This window comes from Leucothrix arctica (assembly GCF_003172895.1).
GTDB lineage: Bacteria > Pseudomonadota > Gammaproteobacteria > Thiotrichales > Thiotrichaceae > Leucothrix > Leucothrix arctica.
This window is the reverse complement of the sequence record NZ_QGKL01000042.1, coordinates 331363-343979: the sequence shown is the minus strand read 5'-3', so window position 1 is coordinate 343979 and position 12617 is coordinate 331363. Positions and strand designations below refer to the sequence as shown.

Here is a 12617-nt window from a genome sequence, read left to right as displayed (position 1 = left end):
AGACTTTTCTGTATTTTTAGTTTAGAAACTGTATGAGTGAAAGTAGTTAGCACCATTGAGTAAATTGGCGATATCACTACCGGAGGGCACGTCAGATCTAGTTATTTGAGGATTCATATTTGTCTTAGATACTTTAACTGTGTTGTTTGAAGTGTACTGCTTCAAATATATTTCAGGTATCGAATGCCGTTGTACTCTTCATAACCTAAAGATTCATAAAAACGGTGCGCTTCGCTAGATCGGTGTCCACCGCTAGTTAATTCAATCTTGTCACAGCTATTTTCCTTCGCTAAATCTACCGCTTTATCCATCAGTATCCGGCCCAACCCTTGTCGTTTGAATTTTGTATCCACAACAATAGAGGTGACTCTCATTAATGAGCCTTTACAGTGAAAATATTGCATTATGTGGTATGACGCGCAAGCAACGGGAGTGCCGTCGACTTCAACAACATAACACCAATAACTGTCGCTAGTTGTATAGGTGTTTATTGTTTCGAGAAGTTCTGACTCAACAGGGTCATAGCCTAGCTCAGCCATTAGTCTAACCAGTGTTTTTGAGTCTTTCGGACTTACTGTGCGTACTAACATTATATTTCATAACCATATTTTTTAAAATAACTGCGCATGAGACGTTTAATCTTTTTACTCATTCTCCAGATTGGGATTCCATATGTTTTTTCATCGTTATTGGTTGAAGTTGACTAAAGGGTTACTTCAAGCCATTAGTTTATACGGTTTAACTAACCCATATAAGTCATAACGCTAACTAAATTGGCCACACACTGCTGTTAATGACTATATTATTGGTGTTTATTAATAATTTAGGTGTTTGTAAAAGTACAATAAACCCTCGCTATCATAATTAATATCCAGCTTTACAGTGTTTAATCTCTGGTGCAAACTGCGATTTAATTCAGAGCAGCTACCTACTAATTAAAACCAACTAGCAGCCGCTTTTGTCACTTTAAAATACGGATAATTTAAAGGTTGAATACTAATGTCAGACAGCACTAATACCTCGGTAACACACCCACTGTTAACAGCCGCAGGTCAACAACAACTCGACGCATTAGTTCACACGCCAATGCACCACGGTAACCAAGTAAAACTATTAGCCAGTGGTGCGGAATCTTATAAGCACCGCTGGGATCTGCTTGAGAACGCAAAAACGACTATTCACATCGTTGCCTTTTCAATGATGAAAGACAAAACCAGTTATAAGCTGCGTGATATTTTATTAAAAAAATTAAAGCAAGGCGTCGAAGTAAAAATGATCTTTGACGATGCGGTCATGTGGTCTACGTTTAGTGGCGGGATTGTCACTGAGCTTGAACAGGCGGGTGCGCAGGCAATTCGTTATCACAAGCTGTTTTATAAAGTGCTACCTGACATGACTAAGGGTCACCCTTTCAAGCAAGCCATTAGTATCTTTAAGCATAAACTTAAGCGACGCTTCCACGAAAAGTACATGATTATAGATGGTGATAAAGTCATTCTTGGTGGAATTAACTGGGGCGATAAATACGCATTTGGTGGTATCGAGCCTAAAGCGTGGCGTGACTCAGATGCGTTGATTAGCGGCCCTGTAGTTGCTGATATACAGCAGCAATTCCATAAAGATTTTGAACGCTATAGTGTGATGAATAACTACATAGTTGATGACCTTGGTCACGCCTTGCCACAACAAGAAGCAACACCCACAGCAGTTGTTACTGCTGCTACTGGTACAGAGCAAGTCCGTTATGTCGCGCATAAGCCTTATGACGATAACGAACTGGTAATGACTAATGCTTACCTTCATGTGATCAAGCAAGCTCAGAATTACATCTATTGGGGTTGCCATGGTATTCGACCGCCTAATGTCATCGTAGATGCGCTCGCTGAAGCGGTTGAACGTGGTGTGGATGTTCGTTTATACACCAACTCTCAGACCTCTTCGCAAACATTAATGATGCGTGGTTTGATGGGTTGGATGTATAAGGAAAGTCACCGACATTTTCATGGTTTATTAGACAAAGGCATTCGCATTTTTGAGTGGCAAAAGCCCGGTGCATTTCATTCTAAAAACATGGCGGTAGATGATGTGTTCGCCTCTGTGGGTTCTTACAATATCGCTCGTGGTTCAGTGCTTCACCATACTGAAAGTAATATCTTCGTGACTGATGGCGAGTTCCCTGTTGAAGTGCGAAAGCAGTTTGATATTGACGAGCAAGACTGCAAAGAGATCTTACTTAAAGATACTAGCGCACCTACTGATAGTGAGAATCCGTATTTGCGAAAGCTCAACTACCGCAATAGCATGATAAATGAAGACCTACTGCCTGAAGTAGTTAAGAAAGATATTCAAGCCATCAATAAACAAGGATTGTAAAAATGGCCGCATCGAAAGTTACTGAGATTATCGATACTATTCAAAGTGGTTTTTTGCGTAGATTCGGTAATGTAAAATATTATCCATGGCCGCTATTCTTCGTCTATGACCCAAAGGGATATCAGGTTAAGGGCGATGAAGTACGTGAGATCATCGATATGATTCAACCGGGTGATATTCTGCTGAGAGGTTATGATAAATACCTCAGTGGCGTGTTTATCCCTGGGTACTTTAGTCATTCTGGTATCTATGTGGGTGAAGTTAAGCCTGAAGATAAGGAAATCTTTGACACGAGTGATGATGTCGAGCGTGAGGATTACTTTAAGCCCGGCAAGCAAATGGTGATTCATGCTATGGCGCAAGGTGTGTTTATGGAAGACATTATCAATTTCTGCCGCTGCGACCGTATGGCTATTTTGCGTTTCCCGAAAGAATTTAGAGCCTACGATGAAACTGATGATGCTGAGCCGATGGAGAAGCTATTTTCGGTTAAGGAATACAATTTATTTCGTGATCTAAAAGCAGGGAAAACTATTCGTTTTGAAGATATTTTCCCAATGATTTATGAAACTGCCTTGAAGCAAGTTGGGAAGCCGTACGACTACAAGTTTAACTTTGATAACTACAATGATTTGTCGTGTACTGAGTATGTGCAGTCATGTATCAAAGCAATGGCGCCGTATCATGGTATTGAAGCGATTGAAAAACACTATTTTGGCCTGTTGAAGAAGTCTATTATTGAGCCAGACGCTTTCTATAAAGACTGCTTTGATATGGTTTGGAAGAGTCGTTCGACTGACCTGACTAAAGTAAAAAGATAATAGCTTAGCTGGCGATCACAGGGACATGAACACTTACCATTGTCCCCACGCCTTCCTTGCTATTTATCGTCAACTGCCCTTTGTGAGCTTCTACTATTCGCTTGACCAAATACAGACCTAAACCCACACCACCCGTTTTACGTTGCCGCGATACATCCACTCGATAAAACGCTTCCGTCAAATGAGGGATATGCTGCTGAGCTATCCCCACACCATGATCCTGTACTTGTAACAACGTTGTCTCGCCGAGTGCTTGGGTAGATAGCTGAACCGCTTCGGCCTCTTCTGGCTGATGTTTTAGTGCATTTTCCAGAATATTACGTACGACTAAGCGCATTCGTATTGGGTCCATATTTTGATCAGGTAACTCCTCCGCCAAATCTATTTCCAAATCCGCTTCTGGGAAGTAATCATCAACTACCGACATCACAATTTCATTCAAACTCACACTGACTTTTTGTAACTGCTGATGCGGGCCATTAAGACGCTCGGCCTCAATCAACTCACTAATCAGATTTTCCATTTCACGCAAGTCACGGGCGATATTGGCTTGGTTTGGAGAGTTATCTAATAGTGCGGTGGACACCTTTGCACGAGTCAGTGGGCTACGTAGCTCATGACTGATTGCAAGTAATAACTCTCGCTTAGCTTCCAGCATTCGTTCAATATCATCCGCCATCAGATTGATGCTCCCTGATAACTCACCCAACTCATCATTTCGTAAGGTAGGAATACGGGCACTCAAATCCCCTGCTCCAATCTGTCGAACGCTTTTCTGTATGGTCTGTATCGGGCGAAATAGACGACGTATAAACCAATATAAGATAGCTAAAATTAAGAGTAGAAAAAATATACCTGCCAGAAACCCTTTACCGTGTTTTCCATTTTTTTCATGAGGGCTAGTCCAAAGGGTGGCTGTAGTGTCTCCCTCTGTTATTTGCACTTTAGTTTGGCCACGATCGAAGCCAAGTTTCACTTCTTGGTCGCTCACTTCATTCCCTTGGTAAACATACAAGTCATCCAACGTTGGCAACGTATCGCTTGATGACCATGATTCCGTCGCCGTTGTTATCTGGATATTAATAGGTAGCTCAGTAACCAGTTGTTTGGCATTTTCTATACTCGGTGGAGAGCCTAAGTTTTGTTGTAGATAATGAAGGTATTGATTTAGGTGGGGAGCGCCTTTTTCTTTCATGTGACTGGAAATCGCGTAGCCCATCATTACTTGAAAACCAACACACAATACAATCGCTGCGGCTACAAACAGCAGTAATAGGCGTAATGATAAGGAGTGGCGGATTTTATTCAGTAATTTCATTAGGCTTCTGCCTCTACAAAACGGTAGCCACTCCCCCAAACCGTTTGAATACATTTCAACGGCTTGAGTTTTTGGCGTAAACGACTGATCAGAATATCCACCGAGCGTGTATATAAGTCAGCCTCTATTCCGCGCAATTCATTAAGGATGTCATCCCGCGAAAATTCCTTTCCTGGTGACTTCGCCAGTAGATGCAACAAACGATATTCGCTGGTGGTGAGTTCTAATACTTTGCTATCTAATGTTGCGCGATGGCTTTCATCATTCAACCCTAGATGGCGATATTTTATGTCATCGCTAATGGGGGCTAGCTCGTGAGTTTTTGGCTGTGTGCGGCGAAAGATATTGTGAATTCTGGCCACCAACTCACGAGGCTCGAAAGGTTTAGCCAGATAATCATCGGCCCCTAGTTCTAGACCAATCACTCGGTCCATGACTTCACCGCGAGCGGTGAGAATCAGTACTGGTAAGTCTTTGAATTGCTCATCACGACGAATCGTTCGGCATACTTCAAAGCCATCCATGTCTGGCATCATGACATCCAGAATCACTAATGAGATAAGGTCTGCGCCGCCTTGCTTAAGACGTTGCAGGCCTTTCTCAGGGTGAGTTTCATTGATCAAGTTCAAATCATAGCGCGCAAAGTACTCACGTAGTGGCCCAGCTAGCTGCTCATCGTCATCGATCAATAAAACTGTTTGCATCAAAAAATCACCCTATGATTGCATTAGTGCTTATGCATTCTACCCGAAAAGCTTTCAATCATTTCTACTAGCTCCGAGCGTTGCTCTGTATCTAAGCTATCAGTAAAGCCTGCGATTTGACCGAGTAACTCAGGCGCACTGTCGCGCATGGTTTGCATTTTTTCGTCTAGCATCGATAAAACCTGTGCTTGATCTAATTGTGGCTCACTAAGCATTGCCACTAATTTTATTTTACAGTCGGCATGATCATGACTGTCATGCTTAGCTTTCATATAGCTGCGAATACCTTCTAGACGGTCAACCTGCTCACTACTAAGGTCCAATTCCTTTTCTAATTTATAGATCAAGAACTCACCCTTCATGCCACTTGCGAATTTCTTGCCTGCATAAGCACCTGCGCCAACAACAAGACTAGCGGTAGCAACAACGGTAATAGCAATCTTAGTAAACGTATTCATTCTGTATCTCCTAATAATAGTAAATGTCTTGTTTGCGACATGGGTGAATCATAGGAGCTAACACAGTTACAGAGGTCTCAAAGGTGTAACAGTTTGTAACAACCGCTACGTTATAATTTTATTTAGATCAAGAGTCCCAGCTTCTATGGCTTGCTGAGAGACGATAAGATAATTAGCTGCTTTGTTGTTTTTTATATCGCCCATGAAAAAGGCGCTTAACATTACGTTAGCGCCTTTGAAGTTTGGACAAGTAAACTCAGAAAATAAGCCACATCATTGTCATAGATACGATCAAAAATAAGATAGTCATCACACTACCCGCTTTAATGAAGTCAGGGACACGATACCCACCCGGTCCCATTATCAAAGCATTCACCTGATGTGTCGGTATCAAAAATGAGTTCGAAGTCGCAATCGCAACCGTCAGGGCATAGATTGCAGGGTCAGCACCTACACCATTCGCAATGTTAACCGCTAGTGGCACCAATAACACGGTTGCACCTACGTTAGACATTACCAATGTAAAGAACGTCGCTAGTATGGCGATAGACGTCTGAATCACGATAGGTGGCATATCACCGACCACTTGCAAGGTCAGTTGAGCAATCCAAGCGGCAGTTCCTGAGCTTTCGACCGCCATTCCTAGTGGAATCAGACTGGCTAATAAAAATACGGTCTTCCAAGAAACGGCTTGGTAAGCCTCATCCATCCGCAATACGCCACTAAGCACCATGCCTAGCGCACCCGTTAATAGTGCAATCGATAAACGAATATCTGAGAACAGCACCAAAGCCAGTGCAATAGAGAAAAAGATACCTGCCCAAATTATCTTTTGAGGACGAAACTCTTCGTGTGGGAACTCTGTTGAAACAACAACAAAGTTTGGATCTTTCTCTAAACGTGCCAGTGTTGACCATGTCGAATGAACAACCAGAGTGTCGCCAGACTGTAGCGGCATGCTTCGTATATCTTCGCCTTCACGCAATGTTTTTCCCGCTCGGTGTAAGCCAACCATAGCGATACCGTAGACTTTACGCATCCACACATCTCGAGCGCTCTTTCCAACGAGTGTAGAGCCCGGTGGAATAACAATCTCAGCCATTCCAGACTTAGCCGCAGACAAAGCCTCAGAGAAGACTTTGATCTCTTTATGCTTCCATAGGTTGTATTTTTCGGCGAAGGCGTCCAAATCTTCAGGTGCTGCAACAATACCTAACACCATATTGCCTTCAAAATCAGTCTCACGATCCAAAGCACCCGGGCCAATTTTAACTTGATTACCTACTTTAGAAGCAACGATACGAATACGATAGTCTGTTTCAACATCGTCGAGGTGTTGATTGACCAAGTTACAATCAGGCGGTAAAACGACTTCAAAGATGTTGTAGTTGATACCGTAGACATCTTCGAAATATTGCTGCGTACCATGACCGGAGTTATCAATCTTCTCTTGCTTAGTGACCGGAAGTACATAACGTCCTGCGATTACAAAGTATAAGATACCGGTAAGTACTAACGCCAAGCCAATAGGCGTCACATCAAATAAACCAAAGGCTTCCATCTGTTTATCAGGTGATAGTGTTTGGTTAGATGTTTCTAATAAGTCATTCAAGAGTATCAATGGTGAAGAGCCCACCATTGTCACCGTACCACCCAAGATGGCACAGAAGCCCATCGGCATAAGCAGACGAGATATTGGTAAGCCAGAACGAGCGGAGATGCGTGAGACAACGGGTAAGAATAGAGCTGCAGCGCCCACGTTTTGCATAAACGATGAAATAACACCGACAGTGCTGGAGATAATTGGAATAATACGTTTTTCGTTTGTGCCGCCCGCTTGTAATATAAGCGTAGCAACCTTCCCCATTACCCCTGTTTTATCAAGACCCGCACCAATAATCATGACAGCTATGATCGACATGACGGCGTTACTAGAGAAACCATTAAACAATTTTGAACTATCAACCAAGCCTTCCTCTAGACCCATCACAGGCGCGAGTAATGTCGACAAGCCGAGTAGCACCATAATTAAAATAGCGGCAACATCAACGTCAACGATTTCAAAGACAAAAAGGTAAATAGTGAAGAGGAGAATGATAACGACCCAACTGATGGCAATACTGGGTGTTTGAGTGGCAATATAAGCGCCCGCTATCATGAAGAGTAGCGCAGCAATAATGGTTTTCATCGAGAGCTTATCGGCAATATCTTGCCATACTTTTGCCATGAGAAAGTCCTATTCCAAATTTGTTTCTGCGGGTGCGAAAGAAATTCATACCCAGATGGTGCATCATGTTTTAGCAAGACTACCAGCAAAGGATGTCTTTTGAAATGACTGACAAGTAACTAGTTCCAGTAGTCAGATCTGATGCGACCTGACAGCTGGAATAATTTGGTTTAGTTTTGAGTGGTGTTATCTATTTCTAATTCGGTTTTAGTATTATCAGTATTCTCGGAATTATTAATGGCTGCTTCATCACGGATTCTGTCGTAAATCTCTTCGCGATGAACCGCTACATCTTTAGGTGCATCAATACCGATTCGTACTTGATTTCCCTTAACCCCCAATACCGTCACACTCACATCATCCCCTATCATGAGTGTTTCCCCGACCCTACGCGTTAGAATCAACATCCCTAATTCTCCGTTTAATTTTGTTTTACTGCCCTGTTGCCTTTCGGCTTCAATCCCGACTATTCACCCATGGTCTAAATTATTTTATATTGTTGTATAGATACAACATGGGCAAAGTCGTTATGAAGTTCTCATAATTTAGCTGAACTCACACTTAATTAATTCTTTTTATTAGCGAGATATTAAACAGCTTTACTTCCTAAACCAAACGCTTCATGAAGTGTTCTAACAGCTAATTCAAGGTACTTCTCATCCACAACAACAGAGATTTTGATTTCTGAGGTAGAGATCATACGTAAGTTGATGCCTTCTTTAGACAGTGCCTTAAACATTTCAGTCGCAACTCCCGCATGTGAACGCATACCAGCACCTACAATAGATACTTTAGCGATACGGTCATCACCTTTGCACTCAGATGCGCCTAAGGTCTTGCCAGTCGCCTTCAGGATAGACATCGCTTCAGAGTAATCTGCACGGTTGATTGTAAACGTGAAGTCAGTTGTGCCATCGGTCCCGATGTTTTGAAGAATCATATCCACTTCAATATTTGCGTCAGAAATTGGGCCTAATATTTCAAACGCGACACCCGGTGTGTCAGGTACACCTTTGATGGTGAGTTGAGCCTCATCACGGTTAAATGCCACACCACGAACCATTACCTGTTCCATTATATCTTCCTCACGCGTTACTAGCGTACTCTTACCATTGTCACCGTCGTCGAAGCTCGAAAGCACGCGAATCGGCATATCATATTTATAAGCAAACTCAACCGCGCGAATCTGCAAAACTTTAGAACCCTGACTTGCCATTTCTAGCATTTCTTCCAAGGCCAATTTTGGGATATGCGTTGCATCAGCAACCACACGAGGGTCTGTAGTATAGACACCGTCAACATCCGTATAAATTTGGCATTCGTCAGCTTTTAGTGCGACCGCTAGTGCAACTGCTGTCGTATCAGAACCACCACGACCTAGTGTCGTAATATTACCTTCGCCATCAACACCCTGGAAACCAGCCACGATAATGACTTTACCTTCAGACAAGTCTTTACGAATCGGTGCTTCATCAATACTTTCAATACGCGCTTTACTGTGCGCACTGTTAGTAATAATGCCTGCTTGACGACCCGTGTAAGACTTCGCTGGGCAGTCAATCGACTCAAGCGCCAGTGATAAAAGTCCCATCGTCACTTGCTCACCGGTCGACAACACAACGTCTTTCTCACGAGATGAGCCATTTGTGTTTAGGTCGTTAATCAACCCGACTAAGCGGTTAGTCTCACCTGACATCGCAGATACAACCACTACAATATCGTCACCGCGCTCGCGCCAGCGTTTTACACGCTTAGCCACTTCCTTGATGCGATCAGGACTTCCAACAGAAGTCCCTCCATATTTTTGAACTATAAGAGCCATTTACGTGCGTTCCTTAACCCAATTTACAACAGAATCCAGCGCCTCAGGCAATGCTGCTGGATTATTACCGCCACCTTGTGCCATGTCAGGACGACCGCCACCTTTACCATCGATTTGCTTAGCCACATGCGCTAGTAACTCGCCTGCTTTGATGGTGCCAGTTTCAGCCTTGGTTACACCTGCAACCAAACTCACTTTGTCGCCCTGAACCGTTGCAATAATGACGGCGGCTTTACCTAGTTTATTCTTTAACTGATCAACCGTATCGCGGAGTGACTTAGGATCAGCGCCTTCTAAATTGGCAGCAAGGACTTTAATACCATTGATCTCTATTGCGCTAGAAGCCAAATCGTTACCTGCTTGAGAAGCCAGTTTTGCTTTAAGCTGGTCCAGTTCTTTTTCTAGTTGCTTAGACTTATCAAATAACTGAGCCACTTTTTCAGAAGCATCTTGAGGGCTAGACTTAACCGTTGCAGCAACCCTTAACAGCTGTGCTTCCCGATCATCTAACCATGCCAGTGCGTTAGCACCTGTCACTGCTTCAATACGACGAACACCCGCTGCCACACCACCTTCACTAATAACTTTTAGCAAGCCGATATCACCAGAGCGTTGTACGTGTACACCACCGCAGAGTTCCGTTGAGAAACCGATAGTTAGCACGCGAACTTCATCACCATACTTCTCACCAAACAGGGCCATAGCACCCTTTTCTTTAGCGCGATCCATATTAGTGATTTCAGACTCTGTTGATGAGTTTTTACGAATCTCATCATTAACGAGTGTTTCGATCTGAGCGATTTGTCCAGCCGTTACTGCTTCGCCATGAGCAAAGTCAAAACGCAAACGATCTTCCGTTACCAGTGATCCTTTCTGCTGTACATGCTCACCCAACACTTCGCGTAATGCTTCGTGCAGTAAGTGAGTGCCCGAGTGATTCAAAACGATCGCTTGGCGACGCTCTTCGTTTACTTCAGTCTCAACGGTATCACCAATCGCTAAGGTGCCTTGTGCAAGCTCACCTTGGTGAATGAAAACATCACCTTGCTTTTGCGTGTCTTTTACAACAAACGCAATATCTGCTGCGAGGAGCTGACCGTTATCACCAATTTGACCACCTGACTCAGCGTAGAATGGCGTTGTATCTAGCACAACACTAGCTGTTTGGCCTTCAGTAATTGACTCAACCGCTTCGCCTTCAACGAATAATCCAATTACTTTACTGCCTTGGCCCGTTACGGAGTCATAGCCTGTAAAGTCAGTCTCACCGTCAACATCCAATTTAGCGGTGTAGTCTGTACCAAACTTACCTGCTGCACGGGCTGTTTCTTTCTGCTTTTCCATTGCTGCTTCAAAACCAGCATCATCAATGCTCAAGCCTTTTTCGCGAGCGATGTCTGCGGTTAGGTCGAATGGAAAACCAAAGGTGTCGTAAAGCTTAAAGATTACCTCACCTGATAAGACGCCGCCTTCAGCAACTTCATCCATCTCAGCGCTCAGTAGCTTCATGCCTTTATCAAGTGTCTCACCGAAGCGAATCTCTTCTTTCTTCAGGATTGTCTCAATGTTTTTCTGTTCTGCTGCTAGGTCTGGGTAAGCCTCACCCATTTGATCAACCAATGATTGAACCAACTTGTAGAAGAACGCACCTTCTAAACCAAGTTTATGCCCGTGACGTGCTGCACGACGAATAATACGACGTAGCACATAACCACGACCTTCATTCGAAGGTACAACACCATCCAAAATCAAGAATGAACAAGCACGTATATGATCTGCAATCACTTTTAGCGATGCATTCTCAAGATCAGTAACTCCAGTCATCTCAGCAACTTTTTTGATGATGTACTGGAACAAATCAATATCGTAGTTACTGTGACCGTTCTGCAAAATCGCGCACAAACGCTCTAAACCCATACCCGTATCAATCGACGGGTTAGGTAATGGCTTTATTTCGCCATCAGGGAAACGTTCGTATTGCATGAATACGATGTTCCAGATTTCAATGTAGCGATCGCCATCTTCTTCAGGAGAACCTGGAGGGCCGCCCCAAATGTGTTCTCCATGATCATAGAAGATTTCAGAACATGGGCCACAAGGGCCTGTGTCACCCATCGCCCAAAAGTTATCACTCTCGTAGCGCTTGCCCGGCTTATCACCGATGCGAATAATGCGGTCAGCTGGAACACCAATTTCTTCTGCCCAAATCTTAGCTGCTTCGTCATCTTCTGCGTAAACAGTCACAAGTAACTTTTCAGCAGGTAGCTTAAGCACTTGAGTCAAAAACTCCCAGCCGTAATGGATTGCTTCTGTTTTGAAGTAATCACCGAAGCTGAAGTTACCTAGCATTTCGAAGAAGGTGTGGTGACGTGCGGTATACCCTACATTCTCAAGGTCATTGTGCTTTCCACCTGCGCGCAAGCAGCGCTGTGAGCTTACGGCTCGCGTGTAGCTACGTTTTTCTTCACCAAGAAATAAATCTTTAAATTGCACCATACCCGCATTGGTAAACAACAACGTTTTGTCGTTACCCGGAATTAAGGAACTTGAAGGTACGATTTCATGCCCTTTTTGAGCATAAAAATCTAAAAACTGCTGCCGTACTTCGGCAGTGCTATTGCGTTGCATGTGGTGACCTCTAAGACGACGTTTATATACGAGAGAAAAATCGCACAATCGAACTTACCATTGTCGCTACTTAACAAAAAAGATTCAAGCATATAGCCCTTAAATAATTGATTAGTCAGTCAAAGAGTGACTAAATATCAGACATGCTAGCCTCTTGGTACATAATAATGTTATTTTTGAACGGTGCTTTTAACCGCTACCGCATCTGAATAAACAAAAACAGCGTATAGCCGTACGGCACCTTCACATTATTAATAGTGGTTATA

Annotated in this window: 10 protein-coding genes; 2 read left to right on the top strand and 8 right to left on the bottom strand. The window is 43.3% G+C overall.

Annotated features, from left to right (window positions below; translation table 11 throughout):
• Positions 1-161: 161 nt before the first annotated feature.
• Positions 162-590 (bottom strand): GNAT family N-acetyltransferase, encoded by a 429-nt coding sequence (locus DKT75_RS18660; protein ID WP_109825640.1) that lies wholly within the window; start codon positions 588-590, stop codon positions 162-164.
• Between the two features lie 409 nt (positions 591-999).
• Between DKT75_RS18660 and DKT75_RS18655 the strand changes: the two genes are divergently transcribed.
• Positions 1000-2373, top strand: coding sequence for a phospholipase D-like domain-containing protein (locus tag DKT75_RS18655; RefSeq protein ID WP_109825638.1), 1374 nt, complete (start codon positions 1000-1002; stop codon positions 2371-2373).
• A 2-nt stretch (positions 2374-2375) separates the two neighbouring features.
• Positions 2376-3194: a YiiX/YebB-like N1pC/P60 family cysteine hydrolase gene (locus DKT75_RS18650; protein WP_109825636.1), complete on the top strand. Its 819-nt coding sequence runs from the start codon at positions 2376-2378 to the stop codon at positions 3192-3194.
• A gap of 4 nt (positions 3195-3198) precedes the next feature.
• Here DKT75_RS18650 and DKT75_RS18645 read toward each other — a convergent pair whose 3' ends face one another.
• The 7 genes from DKT75_RS18645 to alaS all read right to left on the bottom strand — a co-directional run bounded on the left by DKT75_RS18645 (position 3199) and on the right by alaS (position 12351).
• A complete protein-coding gene (locus DKT75_RS18645; RefSeq protein WP_158278917.1) occupies positions 3199-4512 on the bottom strand; it encodes a HAMP domain-containing sensor histidine kinase in 1314 nt (437 codons plus the stop codon).
• Positions 4512-5216 (bottom strand): response regulator transcription factor, encoded by a 705-nt coding sequence (locus DKT75_RS18640; protein ID WP_109825632.1) that lies wholly within the window; start codon positions 5214-5216, stop codon positions 4512-4514. The genes DKT75_RS18645 and DKT75_RS18640 overlap by 1 nt, the downstream gene beginning before the upstream one ends.
• 23 nt (positions 5217-5239) lie before the next feature.
• Positions 5240-5674 carry a hypothetical protein gene (locus DKT75_RS18635; protein WP_109825630.1) on the bottom strand — a complete coding sequence of 145 codons (435 nt, stop codon included), beginning with the start codon at positions 5672-5674 and terminating at the stop codon, positions 5240-5242.
• 256 nt (positions 5675-5930) lie between these two features.
• Positions 5931-7901: an SLC13 family permease gene (locus DKT75_RS18630; protein WP_109825628.1), complete on the bottom strand. Its 1971-nt coding sequence runs from the start codon at positions 7899-7901 to the stop codon at positions 5931-5933.
• 170 nt (positions 7902-8071) lie between these two features.
• Positions 8072-8308, bottom strand: a complete 237-nt coding sequence (csrA, locus tag DKT75_RS18625) for a carbon storage regulator CsrA (protein WP_109825626.1) — start codon at positions 8306-8308, stop codon at positions 8072-8074.
• A gap of 182 nt (positions 8309-8490) precedes the next feature.
• On the bottom strand, positions 8491-9723 hold the full coding sequence (locus DKT75_RS18620; protein WP_109825624.1) for an aspartate kinase: 1233 nt from the start codon (positions 9721-9723) through the stop codon (positions 8491-8493).
• On the bottom strand, positions 9724-12351 hold the full coding sequence (alaS, locus tag DKT75_RS18615) for an alanine--tRNA ligase (protein ID WP_109825622.1): 2628 nt from the start codon (positions 12349-12351) through the stop codon (positions 9724-9726).
• Positions 12352-12617 lie beyond the last annotated feature (266 nt).

What these genes read in the sequence shown, in the direction of transcription:
- DKT75_RS18660 (WP_109825640.1), bottom strand. Translation starts at nt 590, where the DNA reads ATGTTAGTACGCACAGTAAGTCCGAAAGACTCAAAAACACTGGTTAGA.
- DKT75_RS18655 (WP_109825638.1), top strand. Translation starts at nt 1,000, where the DNA reads ATGTCAGACAGCACTAATACCTCGGTAACACACCCACTGTTAACAGCC.
- DKT75_RS18650 (WP_109825636.1), top strand. Translation starts at nt 2,376, where the DNA reads ATGGCCGCATCGAAAGTTACTGAGATTATCGATACTATTCAAAGTGGT.
- DKT75_RS18645 (WP_158278917.1), bottom strand. Translation starts at nt 4,512, where the DNA reads ATGAAATTACTGAATAAAATCCGCCACTCCTTATCATTACGCCTATTA.
- DKT75_RS18640 (WP_109825632.1), bottom strand. Translation starts at nt 5,216, where the DNA reads ATGCAAACAGTTTTATTGATCGATGACGATGAGCAGCTAGCTGGGCCA.
- DKT75_RS18635 (WP_109825630.1), bottom strand. Translation starts at nt 5,674, where the DNA reads ATGAATACGTTTACTAAGATTGCTATTACCGTTGTTGCTACCGCTAGT.
- DKT75_RS18630 (WP_109825628.1), bottom strand. Translation starts at nt 7,901, where the DNA reads ATGGCAAAAGTATGGCAAGATATTGCCGATAAGCTCTCGATGAAAACC.
- csrA (WP_109825626.1), bottom strand. Translation starts at nt 8,308, where the DNA reads ATGTTGATTCTAACGCGTAGGGTCGGGGAAACACTCATGATAGGGGAT.
- DKT75_RS18620 (WP_109825624.1), bottom strand. Translation starts at nt 9,723, where the DNA reads ATGGCTCTTATAGTTCAAAAATATGGAGGGACTTCTGTTGGAAGTCCT.
- alaS (WP_109825622.1), bottom strand. Translation starts at nt 12,351, where the DNA reads ATGCAACGCAATAGCACTGCCGAAGTACGGCAGCAGTTTTTAGATTTT.